Origin of the sequence: Micromonospora sp. WMMD729 (assembly GCF_049315225.1) — a bacterium.
Taxonomy (GTDB): Bacteria; Actinomycetota; Actinomycetes; order Mycobacteriales; family Micromonosporaceae; genus Micromonospora.
Map to the genome: position 1 here is coordinate 5,880,015 of NZ_CP186059.1, position 18,402 is coordinate 5,898,416.

General features: G+C 72.9%; 15 protein-coding genes. 7 read left to right on the plus strand and 8 right to left on the minus strand.

The window, feature by feature from the left end; genetic code table 11:
• Positions 1-15 precede the first annotated feature (15 nt).
• From ACN263_RS27005 to ACN263_RS27015, 3 genes are all read left to right on the plus strand, one after another.
• Positions 16-1,704 (plus strand): lytic murein transglycosylase, encoded by a 1,689-nt coding sequence (locus tag ACN263_RS27005; protein WP_422737065.1) that lies wholly within the window; start codon positions 16-18, stop codon positions 1,702-1,704.
• Between the two features lie 67 nt (positions 1,705-1,771).
• Positions 1,772-2,788 (plus strand): GNAT family N-acetyltransferase, encoded by a 1,017-nt coding sequence (locus ACN263_RS27010; protein ID WP_422740836.1) that lies wholly within the window; start codon positions 1,772-1,774, stop codon positions 2,786-2,788.
• A gap of 91 nt (positions 2,789-2,879) precedes the next feature.
• Entirely contained in the window at positions 2,880-6,158 is a 3,279-nt protein-coding gene (locus tag ACN263_RS27015) for a lamin tail domain-containing protein (protein WP_422737066.1), read from the plus strand.
• 58 nt (positions 6,159-6,216) lie between these two features.
• Here ACN263_RS27015 and ACN263_RS27020 read toward each other — a convergent pair whose 3' ends face one another.
• Both ACN263_RS27020 and ACN263_RS27025 read right to left on the minus strand, forming a co-directional pair.
• Positions 6,217-6,720 carry a helix-turn-helix domain-containing protein gene (locus ACN263_RS27020; RefSeq protein WP_422737067.1) on the minus strand — a complete coding sequence of 168 codons (504 nt, stop codon included), beginning with the start codon at positions 6,718-6,720 and terminating at the stop codon, positions 6,217-6,219.
• A 249-nt stretch (positions 6,721-6,969) separates the two neighbouring features.
• A complete protein-coding gene (locus ACN263_RS27025) occupies positions 6,970-7,317 on the minus strand; it encodes a MerR family transcriptional regulator (RefSeq protein WP_422737068.1) in 348 nt (115 codons plus the stop codon).
• A 57-nt stretch (positions 7,318-7,374) separates the two neighbouring features.
• Here ACN263_RS27025 and ACN263_RS27030 point away from each other — a divergent pair, with 57 nt between their 5' ends.
• Together ACN263_RS27030 and ACN263_RS27035 are read left to right on the plus strand one after the other, a co-directional pair.
• Positions 7,375-7,947 (plus strand): NADPH-dependent FMN reductase, encoded by a 573-nt coding sequence (locus ACN263_RS27030; RefSeq protein ID WP_422737069.1) that lies wholly within the window; start codon positions 7,375-7,377, stop codon positions 7,945-7,947.
• Positions 7,947-9,473 (plus strand): DHA2 family efflux MFS transporter permease subunit, encoded by a 1,527-nt coding sequence (locus ACN263_RS27035; protein ID WP_422737070.1) that lies wholly within the window; start codon positions 7,947-7,949, stop codon positions 9,471-9,473. The genes ACN263_RS27030 and ACN263_RS27035 overlap by 1 nt, the downstream gene beginning before the upstream one ends.
• Here the strand turns inward: ACN263_RS27035 and hemB are convergent.
• From hemB to ACN263_RS27060, 5 genes are read right to left on the minus strand one after another with little or no spacing between them, the layout of a single operon-like run.
• Positions 9,424-10,407 carry a porphobilinogen synthase gene (gene hemB / locus ACN263_RS27040; RefSeq protein WP_422737071.1) on the minus strand — a complete coding sequence of 328 codons (984 nt, stop codon included), beginning with the start codon at positions 10,405-10,407 and terminating at the stop codon, positions 9,424-9,426. The genes ACN263_RS27035 and hemB overlap by 50 nt on opposite strands.
• A 23-nt stretch (positions 10,408-10,430) precedes the next feature.
• Entirely contained in the window at positions 10,431-12,011 is a 1,581-nt protein-coding gene (locus ACN263_RS27045) for a uroporphyrinogen-III synthase (RefSeq protein ID WP_422737072.1), read from the minus strand.
• Positions 12,008-12,976, minus strand: coding sequence for a hydroxymethylbilane synthase (hemC, locus tag ACN263_RS27050; protein ID WP_422737073.1), 969 nt, complete (start codon positions 12,974-12,976; stop codon positions 12,008-12,010). Before hemC ends, ACN263_RS27045 begins: the two co-directional genes overlap by 4 nt.
• Complete coding sequence (locus tag ACN263_RS27055) at positions 12,973-14,370, minus strand: glutamyl-tRNA reductase (RefSeq protein WP_422737074.1); 1,398 nt, start codon at positions 14,368-14,370, stop codon at positions 12,973-12,975. Before ACN263_RS27055 ends, hemC begins: the two co-directional genes overlap by 4 nt.
• Entirely contained in the window at positions 14,367-15,137 is a 771-nt protein-coding gene (locus ACN263_RS27060; RefSeq protein WP_422737075.1) for a redox-sensing transcriptional repressor Rex, read from the minus strand. The genes ACN263_RS27055 and ACN263_RS27060 overlap by 4 nt, the downstream gene beginning before the upstream one ends.
• 616 nt (positions 15,138-15,753) lie before the next feature.
• Here ACN263_RS27060 and ACN263_RS27065 point away from each other — a divergent pair.
• On the plus strand, positions 15,754-17,055 hold the full coding sequence (locus ACN263_RS27065) for a sensor histidine kinase (protein ID WP_422737076.1): 1,302 nt from the start codon (positions 15,754-15,756) through the stop codon (positions 17,053-17,055).
• 41 nt (positions 17,056-17,096) lie between these two features.
• Entirely contained in the window at positions 17,097-17,753 is a 657-nt protein-coding gene (locus ACN263_RS27070) for a response regulator (protein WP_422737077.1), read from the plus strand.
• On the opposite strand, the gene ACN263_RS27075 is transcribed toward ACN263_RS27070, so the two are convergent.
• Positions 17,734-18,399: an HAD family hydrolase gene (locus tag ACN263_RS27075; protein WP_422737078.1), complete on the minus strand. Its 666-nt coding sequence runs from the start codon at positions 18,397-18,399 to the stop codon at positions 17,734-17,736. The two genes, ACN263_RS27070 and ACN263_RS27075, sit on opposite strands and share 20 nt — an antisense overlap.
• Positions 18,400-18,402: the final 3 nt, after the last annotated feature.

Consider the following 18,402-nt stretch of genomic DNA (forward strand, 5'->3'; position numbering starts at 1 on the left):
GACGTCCGAGGGGACATGAGTGATACTCGACGGGTGGTGGACGGCGAGGACAAGACGCGAGTGCAACCGCTCCGACCGGCCGCGCCGCTGGACGGGCCGCTGGCGGAGTCGGGCGCCGCGCCGGATCCGGTGCCCCCGGCCGTGCCTCGCCCGCGTCGGCCCTGGCTGAGCAGCGGCAGTACGGACGCGAAGACCACACCCCCGGCCTCGGGCGAGGCTGCTCCTTCCTCGACAGTCGACGCTCCGGCCGCTGTCCAGCGCGAGGACGCCCCCGACGACATCGCCGCGAAGGACGCCCCCACCACCGATGCCACCGGTACGGCCACCGCCGCTGCGGACCGGGCCGAGGGAGGCATCGACAGCCCGGCGCGCGACAACCCCGACGGTGACGTCACGGCGAGGGCCGACACCACGGCCGCCGAGCCCGCGAAGGCCGACCCGGCAAAGACCGACGCGGCAACCGCCAGCACCACGGCCGCCGACACGGCGAAGAACGACGCCACGGCCCTCGACGCGGCGAAGGCCGGCACCACGGCTGCCGACGCGGCGAAGACCGGCACCACCGACGCCGACACGGCGACGAGCGACGCCACGGCCGCCGATCCGGCGAAGGCGAAGACGGGCGACGCCAAGGCCGGCACCGCCAAGACCGGCAACGGGACGGTCGCGGCGGGTACCGCCGCCACCGATCTGACGGCGACCAAGGTGGACGGCGTGGCCGTCGTACCGGCGACGACGCCCGGTCGGCGGCGGCGGGTCCCGTTCGCGCACGCCGTACGGCTGCCACCGCCGCGCCAGGCCGCGGTGACCGCCGCGCGGGCGACCCGCGACTGGTCCCGCCGGCCCAGCGGCCGACTCACCGTGCCCGGGGTCTTCCTGCTCGCCCTGGTCGCCGCGACCGCCGCCGCCGGGGCGCTGCTCGTCCCGGCGACCATCCGCGGGTCCAAGCCGGTGGCCGTCGACGCCTCGGCCGCGCCGACCGTGGCCGTGCCGCCGGCCCTGCCGCTCGACCCACGCCCGACCGGCCCGCTGCCCAGTGGTGCGGTGCCCACGGGCCCGCCGCCCACCGGGGCGTTCCCCACCGGCGTCGTGCCGACCGGACCAGCCGTCGCGCCGACGGTCGGCGGTCGCCCGTCGGACGCCCTGGCCGGTTGGGCGCAGCAGGTCGGGGCCAAGGTCGGCATCCCGCCGGCCGCCATGCAGGCGTACGGGTACGCGGAACTGATGCTCGCCCAGACCAACCGGAGTTGCGCGCTGAGCTGGACCACGCTGGCCGCGATCGGTCAGGTCGAGTCGGGGCACGGCTCGGCCAACGGCGCGCAGCTGGGTCCCAACGGCAAGGTGTTACCCAAGATCATCGGGCTGCCGCTGGACGGCAAGGGCGGCCGGATGCGGATCATCGACACCGACCGCGGGGCGCTCGACAACGACAGCACCTACGACCGGGCGATCGGGCCGATGCAGTTCATCCCGACCACCTGGCAGGAGATCGGGGCCGACGCCGACCAGGACGGGATCAAGGACCCGCACGACCTGGACGACGCGGCGCTGGCGGCCGGCAACTACCTCTGCAAGGGTGGCCGCAACCTCAGCATCCCCGGCGACTGGTGGAACGCGATCCTGTCGTACAACGATGTGCGCCGGTACGCCCAGGACGTCTACAACACCGCTGACCGGTACGGACGGGCCAGCCGCCAGATGTGATCGTCCGCGTACATTGGAGGACCGGACACTTCCCCCTGGCAGCCGTTAGCGGCAAGCTAGACGGGTGATGGTGCGCGAGTGGGACCCCAGGACCGCGTCCTCCGCCGAGATCGCGTCGTTGTTGACCACGCTGAACGCGGTGCTCGCGGCCGATCTGCCGCAGGACCCGCCGTGGCGGGAGACCTCCCTGCGGGAGTATCTGGCCGAGGTGATGCCCGGTGAGCGACGGATCTCCTGGCTGGCCCAGGCCGAGCCGGGCGACCCCGGCGAGGTCGGTGCCGTCCTCGGGCAGGTCCACGTGCTGCTGCTCGGTGACATCGGGGTGATCGAGGTGCTGGTCCACCCCTCCGCACGACGCAGCGGCCTCGGCCGTGACCTGGTCCTGCGCGCCGCCCGGCGGGTCTACCAGGAGGGCTTCCGGTCGATCGGTGTCGAAGTGGTCGGCGACACGCCGGCCGTGGCCTTCTACGAGTCGCTCGGTTTCACCCGGGAGTACGTGGAGACGCGCAGCGTGCTCGACCTGACCTCGGTGGACTGGGCCGAGTTGACCGAGATGGCCACCGGGATCGGTGCGGGCTACCACCTGGAGTTCTACCCGGGCGGGCCGCCGGACCATCTGATCGAGTCGTACGCGCGGGCCAAGGCCGAGGTGCGCGACGTCGAGGACGGCGAGCTACGGCCCAGCTCCTACGACCCGGAGCGCCTGCGGGACAGCCTGGACACCCTGCACCGGCGCGGCATGAAGCCGTACATCGTGCTGGCCCGGCACGAGCAGAGCGGTGAGGTGGCCGGTCTGACCGAGGTCGTGGTGCCCGCGCAGCACCCGACCCGCGCCGACCAGTACGACACGATCGTCGCGCAGGACCACCGGGGTTACGGCATCGACCGGGCGATCAAGGCGCGGATGCTGCTGGAGCTGCGCTCCGCCGAGCCGGAGCTGGCCGAGGTGCAGACCTGGAACGCGCAGGCCAACGAGGCGATGCTCAAGGTCAACGCGGAACTGGGCTACCGGCCCGACCGGGACTGGTGCGAGTACAGCGTCGACGTCGCCGAGCTGGTGCACCGCCTCGATCCACCACGCTGAGGAATTCACGAAAGTGTCCGCCAGGGGATGGACGGTGGACAGTGGGGCACCTTAACGTGCGTTGACCCCGTCCACCCATCGTGGAGGCCCTATGCGCCCGCGCCGCACGACAGCAGCGCTCGCGATCGCCACCGCCGCAGTGACCGTCACGGCTCTCGGCGTCACCCCCGGCGCGGCCAGCGCCGCGCCCACCGACCTCTTCATCTCCGAGTACGTCGAAGGCTCGTCGAACAACAAGGCGATCGAGCTGTTCAACGGCACCGGCGCTCCCGTCGATCTCACTGCGGGCGGCTACCAGCTCCTGCTCTACTTCAACGGCGCCACGACGGCGACCACCATCGCGCTGACCGGGACGGTCGCCGCCGGGGACGCCTTCGTCTTCGCCAGCGCCTCGGCCGGGCCGGCGATCCTCGCCCAGGCGGACCAGACCACCGGGGCGAGCCTGTTCAACGGTGACGACGCGATCGTGCTGCGCCGGGGCGCGACCGTGCTCGACTCGATCGGCCAGGTCGGCGTCGACCCGGGCACCGAGTGGGGCACCGGCACGACCAGCACGGCGGACAACACGCTGCGCCGGCTGCCCTCGGTCATCGCGGGCGACACCGATCCGTCGGACGCGTTCGACCCCGCAACGCAGTGGGCCGGCTTCCCGGTCGACACCTTCGACGGGCTCGGCGCGCACACCGTGGACGGCGGTGGGCCGGTCGACGTCCCGGCCACGGTGACCTGCGGCGACCCGCTGGTCACCGCCTCGGGAACGGCGGCGAGCCGGGAGGTCACCGCCACCGACCCGGACGACGAGATCGTCGACCTGGCGGTGACCGGGGTCAGCCCGACGCCGGCCAGCGGCTCGATCAGCCGTACCGCGGTCACGCCCGCCGACGCGGTGGGCGGCACGGCCCGCGCCACGGTCGGCGCGAGCGCCGACCTCACCGCCGGGGCGTACACCGTCACCGTGACCGCGACCGATGCGGGCGGTGGCACCGCGAGCTGCGCGCTGGTCGTGCAGGTGACCCGGGAGCTGACCGTCGGGGAGGTGCAGGGTCCGACCACCGACACCGAGTCCGGCCCCGCCGACCGGTCGCCGCTCGCACCGGCGAGCGGCAACGGCACGAGCAGCACGATGTACGACGTCCGTGGCGTGATCACCCAGCGGACGCTGGCCCGTACGTCGGCCGGGGCGGAGCAGAACGGGTTCTTCCTCCAGAGCCGCAGCGGCGACACCGACGGCGACCCGACCAGTTCCGACGGCATCTTCGTCTTCATGGGCACGTTCACCTCGCTGATCGGCGGCTACGTGCCGACCGTCGGCGACGAGGTCGTACTCCGGGCGCGAGTGTCGGAGTACTACAACTTCACCCAGCTCTCCGGGGCGTCGCTGGTCCGCCGGATCGCCACCGGTCTGGACGTGGACACCACGGTCACGGTCGCCGACGCGACGCCGCCGGTCGAGCTGACCGAGGCGCAGCGCTGGTGGGAGCGGCACGAGGGCACCCGGCTGCGGGTCCGCGCCGGCAGCGGCGCGGTGAGCGGACGCGACGTCTTCTCGTCCACCGCCGACGCGGAGCTGTGGGTCGTCGACCGGGACGATCCGCTGCTGGACCGGGCCGACCCGTACGCCCGGCGGGTCTTCCGGGACGCGCACCCGCTGGACAACGACCCGACCCGGCGCTTCGACGACGGCAACGGCCAGCGCGTGCTGCTCGGCAGCATGGGGGTGAAGGCGACCGCCGCTGACAGCACCGCGCTGCTCCCGCCGGCCCACACCTTCGACACGCTGCGCGCCGACGCGGTGGGCGGCGTCTACTACTCGTTCGAGAAGTACGGCGTCCAGGTCGAGCGCGCCGAGTTCGACGCCGGGGCCGACCCGTCGAAGAACAACCCGCCGAAGCCCGCCGACCGGTCCCAGGAGGTCGCGGTCGCGACCTACAACGTGGAGAACCTGTACGACTACCGCGACGACCCGTTCGACGGCTGCGACTTCACCGGCAATGCCGGGTGCACCGGTGTCAGCCCACCGTTCGACTACGTGCCGAGCAGCGAGGCGGACTACCGCCAGCACCTGACGTCGCTCGCCGACCAGATCGTCAAGGATCTGCACGCGCCGGATCTGATCCTGGTGCAGGAGGCCGAGGACCAGGACATCTGCACGGTCTCCGGGACGGCGCTGGCCTGCGGCGAGACCAACAACGCCGACGGCGCCCCGGACAGCATCCAGGAGTTGGCGCTCGCGGTGGCGGCGGCCGGTGGGCCGGCGTACGCCGCTGCCTACGACCGGACCGGCGCGGACGCCCGCGGGATCACCGCCGCGTTCCTGTACCGCACCGACCGGCTGTCCCTGGCGGCCGCGACGGCGAGCGACCCGCTGTTGGGCGCGACGCCGACCGTGCAGTACCGCGCCGCCGGTCTGCCGGGCAACGCCGACGTGCAGAACCCCAAGGCGCTCAACGCGGTGTTGCCATCCGACGTGGACACCTCGACGGGCAAGGACGGCAACAACGTCTTCACCCGGGCACCGCAGTTGGGCAAGTTCACCGTGGCCGCGGCGCCGGGCTCCACCGAGCGGTTCACCCTGTACGCGCTGAGCAACCACTACTCCTCCGGTCCGGACAGCCGGGTGGGGCAGCGACGGGAGCAGGCGGCGTACGGAGCGGCGATCGTCACCGCGATCGAAGCGGCCGACCGGGACGCCCGGGTCGTGTACGGCGGTGACCTGAACGTCTTCCCCCGCCCGGACGATCCCATCGCCACCGCCGCCCAGCCCACTCCGTCGGACCAGCTCGCTCCGCTGTACGAGGCGGGCCTGCACAACCTCTGGGACAAGCTGGTGGCGGACGTGCCGGCCTCGGCGTACTCGTACAGCTTCGAGGGGCAGGCGCAGACGCTCGACCACCTGTTCGTCAACGACGCGCTCTACGGCGACCTGGTGCAGGTACGGGCGGCGCACGTGAACGCCGACTGGCCGGCGGAGTTCACCGGTGACGGCTCGCGGGGTTCCAGCGACCACGACCCGCAGGTGGCGAGGTTCCGCTCGCGGGCGTCGTTGACCGTCGCCGACACCACTGTGGTCGAGGGCGACCAGGGCACCCGGCAGATGGTGTTCACCGCCACCGTCTCGCGGCCGCTGTCGCAGCCCGTACTGCTGTGCGCCGCGACCGTCGGTCTCACGGCGCAGGCTGGCTCGGACTTCGACGCGTACGCCGGCTGCAAGGTGCTGGCCGCCGGCGATACCTCGGTGACCTTCCCGGTCACCGTGCGGGGTGACCGGCGGCGCGAGTCGGACGAGACGCTGACCCTGCTGGTGGCCGGCGTGCCCGGCCTGCGGCTGGCCGACCCCCTGGCGACCGGAACCATCACCAACGACGACTGAACAAACGGCGTTGATGGCCCACCGTCCGGTTTCTCCGGAGGGTGGGCCGTTCGCGGTGTCAGTAGTATTCGTCGATGATCGGCGGCGGTGGCAGGTGCCGATGCTGCGCGACCCGCACCTCCCACTGGCTACGTCGGCGCCGTGCCTCGCGGTCCGCCGAGCTGCGGTGGTAGGTCTCCGGTGGCCGTGCCAACCCGTAGATGTCCCCCCACCACTCCCCCGGCTCCGGATCGAGGATCGTGTCGAGGTGCGAGGGATAGCGCCGACCCGCACCGTCGTGGACGTCTTCCCGGTCGGCCATCGGCTGGACGATCCGGCCTTCCTGATCCACCACGACCAGGTAGAGGCCGCCCGCGCCGAGCAGGCGTTCCAGTACAGCAAGGCTCGGTGTCAGGCTGCCCGCCTCGACCCGCCCCACCGTCGACGGTGACACCTTGGCGAAGCGGGCCAGCCGAAGTTGGCTCAGCCCGACGATCCGACGTGCGCGGCGAACCAGACCGGCGATGGGAAACCGACCGACGGTAGGGCCAGGGGGAAGAGGAGGTTCGAGCGCCGACGCCATCTCACCACCATCACCCGTGTCGGCACCCGACTCAATCCCTGTGGATAAACCTGTGGACAACTGAGGACCGGGCCGGCGCCGGGCCGGGGGCGGCCGGGGCATGGTTGACCGCCTTTGCTCTGCTTCAACGGACGCAACAGTTGGAACCCAAAAGTGTTGCGTCCGTTGAAGCAGAGCAAAGGGCGCGTGAAGGGGTACCGGACCTCCTCGGGCCGGTTGTCAGGATGGGTCGCTCAGGGCCCGGGCGGGTCAGAGGTCGCAGAGGCGACGGCCGGAGCCGATGTCGTCAAGCGCCGCGTGCAGGTCGCGGATGCGCCGCTCGGCCTCGGCGGTCAGCCGGTCGTGCAGGCGCTGCCAGTCGGCCGGCTGGGGGTCGGGTGGCAGGGCCGCGAGCAGGTCACGGATCTCGTTGACGGTCAGACCGACGCGCTGGGCCACCCGCGCCACCCTGATCCGGCAGGCCGCGTCGACGTCGAAGCGCCGCTGGTTGCCGCCGGTGCGGTCAGCCGTGATCAGGCCCTGCCGCTCGTAGAACCGCACGGCGGAGCCGCTGACCCCGCTCTCCCGGGCCACCTCGCCGACCGTCAATGTGCCCATCGCCAGTCCCCCACCGCCATTGACTTCACCATTACTTCAAGTCCTAGCGTCCGAAGCATGACGACGCAAGAGGACACCCGCCCGACCGTCGCCGTGCTCGTCGGGAGCGTCCGGCAACCCCGGCTGGGCCGCTCGATCGCCGACTGGTTCGTCGCGCACGGGAGCCGCCGGGCGGACCTGGACCTGGACCTCGTCGACCTCGCCGAGGTGGCGCTACCGTTCGCCGACACCCCTCCCGGGGGCAACTCGACCAGCCCGATCAGTGCCCGGTTGGCCGTCGCCGACGCGTTCGTGGTGGTGACGCCCGAATACAACCACAGCTTCCCGGCCGCCCTGAAGAACGCCATCGACTGGCACTACCGGGAGTGGGCCCGCAAGCCGGTGGCCTTCGTGTCGTACGGCGCCAGCTCCGGCGGCATCCGCGCGGTGGAGCAACTCCGGCTGGTCTTCGCCGAGGTGCAGGCCGCCACGACCCGCTCCGGGGTGGTGCTCCGGGCACCCTGGGAACGCCTCGACGCCGACGGTCGGCTGGTCGACGACGAGCCACTGCGGCAGGCGGCCGACGCCACCCTGAGCGAACTGGCCTGGTGGGCCGAGGCGCTGCGCACCGCCCGCCGGGTTCGGCCCTGATGGACGCGTCCGCGCGGCGGCTCGGCTGGTACCTGACCCTGGGTGGTCTGCTCGCGGTGATCGACACCACGGTCACCGTGGTGGCCCTGCCGAGGCTGGTCGACGACCTCGACACCGACCTTCCCACGATCGGCTGGGTCACCAGCGGCTACGCGCTCGCCCTGGTCGCGGTGATGCCCACCGCGGCCTGGGCGATCGGCCGCTTCGGCGCCCGCCGCACCTACCTGACCGCGCTGCTGCTGTTCACCGCCGGCTCCGTGTTGGCCGGGGCCACCTGGAGCGTCGGGTCGCTGATCGCGTTCCGGGTGCTCCAGGGGCTGGGCGGCGGCCTGCTCAACCCGGTCGGGATGGCCGTCGCGCTCGCCGCGGTCCCGCCGCAGCGGCGCGGGCGGATGATGAGCCTGCTCGGCCTTCCGGTGCTGGTCGGACCGCTGATCGGACCGGTGCTGGGTGGGCTGCTGCTCGATCACGCCTCCTGGCGGTGGATCTTCTGGATCAACCTGCCGGTGGGGCTGGTGGCGCTGGTGCTCGGCCGGCTGGTGCTGCCGGTCGCCGACGCGCGACGACCACCGGTCCGGCTGGACGTCGTCGGGCTGCTGTTGCTCTGCCCTGGTCTGGCGCTGGCGGTGTACGGCCTCAGCGTCAGCGGCGAGCGCGGCGGGGTCGTCACCGCGTCCGTGCTGTTGCCGTTCACGCTCGGTGCCCTGCTGGTGGTCGCCTTCGCGGTGCGGGCCGGCCGGGTCCGGCAGCCACTGCTGCGCCTGGCCGTGCTGCGCGCGCCGGGGATGACCCCCGGTGCCGCGACGGTGGCCCTCTTCGCCGCCGGATACTTCGGCTCGTTCCTGATCATCCCGGCCTACGTGCAGGTGGTACGCGGTGACTCGGCCACCCTGGTCGGGATGATCGGCATCCCGCAGGCGCTGACCACCGGGCTGACGCTCCAGGTCGCGACCCGGCTCGTCGATCGCGTCTCGGCGCGGCGGGTGGTCGGGCTGGGCATTTGCACCGCCGTGACCGGCACGGTGGCCCGGCTGCTGGTGCTCGACGCCGACACGTCGTACCCGTTGCTGGCCGCGCTGGGGGCGGTCATCGGCCTGGGCATGGGTGCGACGCTGATGCCGACGATGACGGCGGCCAGCCGGTCGCTGCCGGCCGACGACGTACCGTCCGGCTCCACGCTGCTCACCACGGTGTCGCACACCTCGGTCGCGGCCGGCACGGCGCTGATCGCCGCCGTCCTGTCCCTCCTCGTGGACCGGGTGGCCCCGAGCCTGGGTGGCGGGGGCATCACGGCCGCCGGCCGGCTCGACCCGGCCAGCCGACTCGGGCTCGCACCGGAACTGGCGCAGGCCACCCGGCTCACGATGGCGGTCTCGGCCGTGCTGCTGGCGCTCGCCTGGCTGACCAGCCGAGGACTTCCGGCCACCGTCGCGGCCGCCGACGAGGCGGTCCACCCGGCGGGAGCCGCCGAGTCGGTCAGTAGCGCTGGCGGAGCAGACCCGCGGCCTCGACCGCCCAGTAGGTGAGGATGATCTGCGCGCCGGCCCGCTTGATCGAGGTGAGGGTCTCCATCATCACCCGCTCCCGGTCGATCCAGCCGTTCGCGGCGGCCGCCTCGACCATCGCGTACTCGCCGGAGACCTGGTAGGCGGCGACCGGGACGTCCACCGCGGCCCGGACCGCCGACACCACGTCGAGGTAGGGCAGCGCCGGCTTGACCATCACCATGTCGGCGCCCTCGGCGACGTCGAGCGCCACCTCGCGCAGCGACTCGCGCAGGTTCGCCGGGTCCTGCTGGTAGCTGCGCCGGTCGCCCTCCAGCGCCGACTCCACGGCGTCCCGGAACGGGCCGAAGAACGCCGAGGCGTACTTCACCGCGTACGCCAGCACGGACACGTCCTGGTGTCCGGCGGCGTCGAGCGCCCGGCGTACCACGCCGACCTGGCCGTCCATCATCCCGGACGGCCCGACCACGTGGACCCCGGCGGCGGCCTGGGCCACCGCCATCTCGGCGTACGCGGCCAGCGTGGCGTCGTTGTCGACGTCACCGTCGGGGGCGAGCACCCCGCAGTGCCCGTGTGAGGTGAACTCGTCCAGGCACAGGTCGCTCATGACGACGGTGCTGTCGCCCACCTCGGCGACCACGTCGCGGATGGCGACGTTCAGGATGCCGTCCGGGTCGATGCCGCCGGACCCGGTGGGGTCGCGCCGCTCGGGGACCCCGAAGAGCATGATCCCGCCGACACCGGCCTGCACGGCCTCGGCGGCCGCCTTGCGCAGCGAGTCCCGGGAGTGCTGGAGCACTCCCGGGAGCGACGCGATGGCCCGTGGCTCGGTCAACCCTTCCTTGACGAACATCGGCACGACCAGCTCGGCCGGGTCGACCCGGGTCTCGGACACCAGCCGGCGGATCGCGGGGGTGCGGCGCAGGCGGCGGGGCCGGATCTCGGGGTACGACATGGAAGGATCCTCTCGAACGACGACTACCGGAACCGCAGAGCGGTCGGCCCCTGCACCTTCGAGCCGCGGCGCTGCTTGGCCGGCATGGCGGCCAGCTTCTCGCGCAACTCGACGGCGTAGGCGGCCAGCGCCTCCACCAGGTCGGGCACCGAGGCGTGCGGCGGCTGGACGTCGACCCGCAGGCCGAACTCCGTCGCGGTCTCCGCCGTCTTGGGCCCAATCACGGCAACAACCGTGCGCGCGTGCGGCTTCCCGGCGATACCGACGAGGTTCCGCACGGTCGAAGAAGACGTGAAGAGCACCGCGTCGAACCCGCCCGACTTGATCGCGTCCCGAATCTCGGCCGGCGGCGGCGCGGCCCGCACCGTCCGGTACGCGGTCACGTCGTCGACCTCCCAGCCGCGCTCGGTGAGCCCGGCGGCGAGCGTCTCGGTGGCGATGTCGGCGCGCGGCAGCAGCACCCGGCCGACCGGGTCGAGGATCTCGTCGTGCGGCGAGAACTCGGCCAGCAGACCCTCGGAGGACTGCTCACCGGCGGGGATCAGCTCCGGCTGGATGCCGAACGCGCGCACCGCGTCGGCGGTTGCCTCACCGATGCAGGCGATCTTGACGCCGCCGAAGTGCCGGGCGTCCAGGCCGTGCTCGGCGAACTTCTCCCAGACCGCGCGGACCGCGTTCACCGAGGTGAAGATCACCCAGGCGTACCGGCCGTCGACCAGGCCCTTGACCGCCCGCTCCATCTGCGCCGGGGTGCGCGGCGGCTCGACCGCGATGGTCGGCACCTCGCACGGGATCGCCCCGTACGCCCGCAGCCGGGCACTCATCACGCCGGCCTGCTCCTTGGTCCGGGGTACCAGCACCTTCCAGCCGTACAGCGGGCGGTTCTCCCACCAGCTCAGCTTGTCCCGCTGGCCCACCCCGACGCCGACGGTGAGCACCACCCGGCCGGTGAAGCCGAGCGCGGCGGCCACAAAGCTGTCCACGGTCGACGTGGTCGTGTACTGGGTCTCGCCGGTGCCGTCGCCGGTCACCGCGACACCGGTGGTGCCGTCGACCCCCGCGGCCAGCAGTCCGTCCCGGACGGCGGCGAGGTCACCGGCGTCCACCGCGAGCGCGAGCGAACCCCGGCCGACGGCGGCGGCCAGCGCCTCGAAGTCCAGCGCGCTGACGTCCTCGACGTCGGCGGCGGTACGCACACCCGGCAGCGGAACCCCCGCGTAGGTGGCCACACCCTCGGCCTGGCCGACGCCGGGCACGACCTCGAAGTGGGCGGCGGTACGGGCGACGGCCTGCACCTCCTTGACCACCGAGTCGTGGCCGAACGGGTCGCCGGCGACCAGGTGCACCGCGTTCAGCCCGGACCGGGCCGCGGAGATCAGCACCTTCGCCACGTCCCCCGGGGCACCTTCGGCCGGGGTGAACTCGGCGTCGTCCCTGGCCTCGGCGCGCACGGCGACGAGCAGCGACTCCGGGACTCCCCGGTCGTAGATCACCTGGTCGGCGTCGACCAGGGCGTCGTGCGCCCGGCGGGTCAGCAGACCTGGATCGCCGGGGCCCGCCCCGACGAACGCGATACGGCCGACGGGCTTACGGGTGCGGGTCATTCTGTGCTCCCAAATTGCTGGGTCCCCGGGCCGGTGTGTCCTTCGTGGCCGAGGATCGAGTCGGCGCCGAGTTCGAGGAGTTCGGCGGCGAGTGCCTTACCGATCTCCGCCGCGTCGGCGGGCGTTCCGGTGCGGGACAGCCGGAGGTCACGAGTGCCGTCCGGACTGATCACCGCCCCGCGCAGGTAGATCTCATCACCGGTCTCGCCTTCGGCGAGCTCGGCGTAGGCGGCGACGGGCGCGCTGCACCCGGCCTCCAGGGTGGCCAGCAGCGCGCGCTCCGCGATGACCGCGGCGCGTGACGGTGCGTGGTCGAGCGTTCCGAGCAGCTCGACCAGGTCCTGGTCGTCGACCCGGCACTCCACCGCCAGCGCGCCCTGGGCGGGCGCGGGCAGCATCAGCATCGGGTCCAGCGTCTCGGTGATCACGTCGGTCCGGCCGATCCGGGCCAACCCGGCCCGGGCCAGCACGACGGCGTCGAGGTCGGCATCGGGACCGAGCACCCGCGCCAGGCGGGTGTCGATGTTGCCGCGGATCGGGGTGACCTCCAGTTGCAGGCCGAGAGCGTGCAACTGGGCGATCCGGCGCAGCGCGCCGGTGCCCACGGTGGCGCCGGGCGGCAGCTCGGCGAGCGTCCGACCGTCGCGGGCGACCAGCGCGTCGCGCGGGTCCTGTCGGGGCGGTACCGCCGCGATGTGCAGCCCTCCCGCGCCGGCCGTGGGCAGGTCCTTGTACGAATGCACCGCGAAGTCGATCGTCCCGGCGGTCAGGGCGTCACGCAGCGCGGAGACGAACACGCCGACGCCGAGCCGGTGCACCGGCGCGCTGGAGCGGTCACCGGCGGTGACGACCTCGACCAGCTCGACCGGGCGGCCGGTGGCGGCGGTCACCGCCTCGGCGACGTGGCCGGACTGGGCCATGGCCAGGGCGCTGCCCCGGGTGCCGAGGCGCAGGGGGGCGGTCATCGCGCACCTCCGGTGGGCGGGACGGGGTCGGTGGCGTCCGCGCCGGGCACCGGGTCACCGGCGGCGGACAGCCCGCCGAGCTCGGGGCTGAGCACGTCGGGGACGGTGTCCACCGGCGAGGTCTGCGGCACCTGAAGGTCGAACAGCTCACGCAGCAGGGCGGCGTACTGGTCGCCACCGGGCTCGGCGGCGAGCTGACGGACCTTGACGGTGGGCTGGTGCAGCAGCCGCTGGACCACCCGGTGCACCGTACGGGCCACTTCGGCGCGCAGGTCGTCGCCGAGGTCGGGACGGCGCTGGGCGAGGCGACGCAGCTCGGTGGCGACGACGTCGTCGGCGCGACCGCGCAGCGCCGCCACGGTGGGCGCCACGTCGGCGCCGCGCAGCCAGGTGAGGAAGCCCTCCACCTCGCCGGTGACGATTCCCTCGACGGCGGCGGCGTCGGCCGCGGCCGGACCGTGGGCGAGCAGTGCCGCCATCCGGTCGATGTCGATCACCTCGACGCCGGCCAGGTCGGCGACGCCCTCCTCGACGTCCCGCGGGACGGCCAGGTCGAGCAGGACCAGCGGGCCCCGGGCCGGGTCGCGCTCGGCGAGCGCGGCCTCGACGACCGTACGGGTGAGGACCGGTTCGGTGGACGCGGTGGCGGCCACTACGATGTCCACTGTGGAGAGCGTGGCGGCCAGCTCGGTCATCGGCGCGGCGCCCGCACCGTACGACTCGGCGAGCCGGACGGCCCGGTCGATGCCCCGATTGGTGACCGTGAGCGGCCCGGCGCCCAGCCGGGAGAGCGTGGCCACCCCGAGCGAGCCCATCGCGCCGGCCCCGATCACCAGGGCCGGACGGCCGGCGAGGTCACCGTCGAGGTGCCCGGCCGCCAACTCCAGCGCGGCGGTGACGACGCTCTGGCCGGCCCGGTCGATGCCGGTCTCGGCGTGGGCCCGCTTGCCGACGCGCAGCGCCTGCTGCATCAGCTCGTGCAGCAGGCGGCCGGCCGAGTCGGCGCCGGTGGCCCAGTGGTACGCGTCGCGCAGCTGGCCGAGGATCTGCGCCTCGCCCACGACCATCGAGTCCAGCCCGGTGGCGACCCGGAAGACGTGGTCCACGGCGGCGGTGTCGTAGTGGACGTAGAGGTGGTTGGCGAGCGCCGCGGGAGTGCTGCCGGCCTGCTCGCCCAGGACGGCGCAGATGTCGCCGAGCCCACCGTGGAAACCGGACACGGCGGCGTACACCTCCACCCGGTTGCAGGTGGAGACGAGCACCGCCTCGCTCACGTACGGCTGAGCGACCAGGCGGTCCAGGGTGCGGGTGAGGTCGGCGGGGGGCACGGCCAGCTGCTCCAGCGTGGCGACCGGGGCGGTCCGGTAGGACGCGCCGACGACGAGCAGTTTCACGTGCCGATCGCCTCCTGGGTGTCGGTGGCCGCGAGCCCGCCGGGCAGGGCGGTGAGAGCGGACCCGCCGGTGGCGGGCAGCGCGGTCAGCGACGCCTTACGGTGCTCGTGGAAGGACAGAATCTGCAGCTCGATGGCGAGGTCGACCTTGCGTACGTCGACCCCCTCCGGAACAGAGAGTACGCACGGCGCGAAGTTGAGGATGCTCGTCACGCCGACCGCGACCAGCTGATCGGCGACCCGCTGGGCAGCCGGTGCCGGGGTGGCGATCACGCCGATCGCGATGGACTCCTCCGCGGCGACCGCCGGGAGGTCGTCGACATGCCGGACAACCAGGCCGTTGATCTCCTCACCGACCCGGGAGGGATCGGCGTCGAGCAGTGCGGCGATCCGGAAGCCCCGGCTGGCGAACCCGTCGTAGCCGGCCAGAGCGTGACCGAGATTACCCACCCCGACCAGGGCGACAGCGCGACGCTGTGTGAGCCCGAGCACGTACTCGATCTGCTCGATCAGCAACGCGACGTCGTAGCCCACGCCCCGGGTGCCGTACGAGCCGAGGTGGGAGAGGTCCTTGCGGAGCTTGGCGGAGTTGACTCCGGCGGCCGCCGAGAGGCCCTCACTGGAGATCGTTTCGTGGCCGGCGTCGGCGAGGTTGTGCAGCGCGCGCAGGTATTCCGGGAGCCGAGCGACGGTCGCCTCGGGGATGTCCGGGAGCGCCGGTACGGCACCGGCGCGGCCGGGCGCACCTGGCTGACGGTGCTGACTCATGAGACTCCGTGCGGTGCGATCCTCGGCCAACTCCGCTGGTCGGCCGCTTGTGGACTCCCGCTGGCGACCGAGGTTGCCGGCTGTGCTAGCAGGGCGCGTCGGAACTACAGAGTAGGCGCTTGTGAAGACGTGCACAAATCGCGATCTTGCCGCTCCAGCACGCGACCCCACCCGCCCCTCCATTCCACAAGATCGATTGAGCACTCACCACCCGCGCGATTATTGCTCAATCCCGACTTCTCTGACCAATCCCGCGCCGCCCACCCCCCGCACCACCCCACCCCCGCCCCCACCTGCGCCCCAACCCCGCCCCGCCCCCACCCCTGCCCCCGCCCAGCTCCCGCGATCTTGCACTTTCTGTCGTTCCATACCACCCACATCCACACAAAGCGTCGACAGCAACTGCAAGATCGACGCGGGGATGGGGGAGGCGCGGGCTCGGGAGGGGGGCACGGTGGGAGAAATGGGGAGGGCACGGTGGGAGACGGGACGGGGCACGGTGGGAGACGGGACCGGGCAGGGTGGGAGAAGGGCTGGGAGGGTGGGGGCAGCACTACCGGGGAGAGACCAGGCTTCGGGATGGGGGGCGGGTCGGCGGCTGCCTAGCCTTTGAGCCATGACCGCCCTTGCCGCCACCAGCGACCGGCAGCCGCTGGCCCGGAGCATCCCCCGCCAACTCTTCGTCGACTCCGGGTACGTGCTGCTCAGCCTGCCACTGGCAGTGGCCAGCTTCGTCGTCCTCATCGCCGGCCTCTCGGCCGGCCTCGGCCTTATGGTGACCGTGATCGGCCTGCCGATCCTCAGCGGCACCCTGTACGCCGCCCGCGGGCTGGCCGACATCGAGCGCCTGCGGCTGCCCGCCGTGCTCCGGCAGCCCCGGGTCCGACCGCGCTACCGGCTGCCGGAGGCGGGCGCGAGCGCTTGGCGACGGATCTTCCTGCCGATGCGCGACGCCCAGTCCTGGCTCGACCTGGCGCACGGAATCCTGCGGTTGATCGTGGCGCTGGCCACCTTCGTGGTCACCGTCTCCTGGTGGGTCGTGGCGATCGCCGACTCCCTCTACTGGGCGTACGACTGGGCCCTGCCCCGCCCGTCCGACGGCGACCAGGACCTGGCGCAACTCCTCGGTCTCGGTGACTCGACCACCGCCCGGATCGGTCTGAACACGGCCGTCGGCGTGTTCTTCCTGATCACCCTGCCGATCGTGGTCCGGGGCTGCGCGCTGCTCCAGGCCAGCTTCGGCAAGGCCCTGCTGACCGGGGTGGCCGAGATGCGGGACCGGATCACGGTGCTGGAGGAGCAGAAGCGGGCGGCGGTGTCCGCCGAGGCGTCCGCGCTGCGCCGGCTGGAACGTGACATCCACGACGGCCCGCAGCAGCGGCTGGTCCGGCTCGCGATGGACCTGAGCCGGGCCCGGATGCAGCTCGCCTCCGACCCGGAGGAGGCCGGCCGGACCATCGACGAGGCGGTCACCCAGACCCGGGAGACGCTTGCCGAGTTGCGGGCGCTGTCACGCGGCATCGCCCCACCGATCCTGGTCGACCGGGGTCTGCCCAGCGCGCTGGCTGCGCTCGCCGGCCGCGGGCTCGTCCCCATCGAGCTCCAGGTGGACCAGCAGTTGGGTACGCGGGACGGCCGGCTCGACCCGGCGGTGGAGAACACCGCGTACTTCGTGGTGGCCGAGGCGCTGACCAACATCGCCAAGCACAGCCGGGCCACCGAGGCCACGGTCGCCGTGGCCCGCCGGGAAACCCACCTGGAGGTACGGGTGGGCGACGACGGGCAGGGCGGCGCACACCTGGCCAAGGGGCACGGGCTGGCCGGTATCGCCGACCGGGTGCGGGCGGCCGGCGGTGAGCTGGCCGTGGTCAGCCCGAACGGCGGGCCCACCGAGATCCGCGCCGAACTTCCGCTGTGAACCATTCGGGAAGCGGCCTGGACGTGGTAGACACCACACCCATGCGCATCGTGATCGCCGACGACGCCGTCCTGCTCCGGGAAGGGCTGGTACGGCTGCTGACCGAGAGCGGGCACCAGGTGGTGGCCGCCGTCGGGGACGGAGACGCGCTCGTCGAGGCGGTGGTCGAGCACCGGCCCGACGTGTCGATCGTCGACGTCCGGATGCCACCGAGCCACACCGACGAGGGGTTGCGGGCGGCGGTACGGGCCCGCCAACTGGTGCCGCGTACGCCGATCCTGGTGCTCTCCCAGTACGTCGAGGTGTCGTACGCCGATGATCTGCTCGCCACCACCGGCGGTGCCGGCGGCGGCGGGATCGGCTACCTGCTCAAGGACCGGGTGGCGGCGATCGACGAGTTCCTGGACGCGCTGCGCCGGGTGGCGGCCGGCGGCACGGTGCTCGACCCGGAGGTGGTCGGCCAGCTCTTCGCCCGACGCCGCCGCGACGACCCGCTGCGCGAGTTGACCCCGCGCGAGCGGGAGGTGCTCGCGCTGATGGCCGAGGGCCGGTCGAACACTGCCATCGCCCGCGCCCTGGTGGTGAGCGACGGCGCGGTGGAGAAGCACGTGCGCAACATCTTCACCAAGCTCACCCTCCCGCCGGACACCGAGCAGCACCGGCGGGTGCTGGCCGTCCTCACCTACCTGCGGAACTGACCACCCCGGCGGCCAGCGCCACCGCCTCGGTGAGGGTGTCGGCCACCGGGTGACCGGAGGCGCGCAGCCGGGCCGGGTCGGTGAACCCGCCGGTGTAGAGCACCGCCCGGCCGCCGACGGCGAGCGCCGCGTCCGCGTCGTCGATGGAGTCACCGATGAGTACGACCGCGCTGCCGTCCACGCCCAGCTCGGCCAGGTGCTGCCGCAGCGACTCGGCCTTGCGGTCGCCGCCGACCGTGGCCCGCAGTCCGTCGACCCGGGTGAAGTGGCCGGTCAACCCGTACGTGTGCACCGTGGGCACCAGTTCCTCGTGGAACCACATGGAGAGCAGGCTCTGGCTGCCGTCCCAGGCGGCCATCGCGGTCCGCGCGTCGGCGGCCAGCTCGCAGGTGGTCAACCCGTCGCGGTACGCGTCGTGGAAGATCCGGTCCAGCCGACCGAACGCCTCGTCGTCCACGGCCTGCCCGAGCACCTCGGCGTAATAGTCGGCGATCGGCCGGCGGAACCGCGTCCGGTGCTCCTCGAGGGTGACCGTCGGCCCACCCACGCTGGCGAACACCGCGTTGGTGGCGGCCACCACCAGGCTGAGGTCGTTGAGCAGGGTGCCGTTCCAGTCCCAGACCAGGTGGGGTTGCGCAGGGGTCATCCG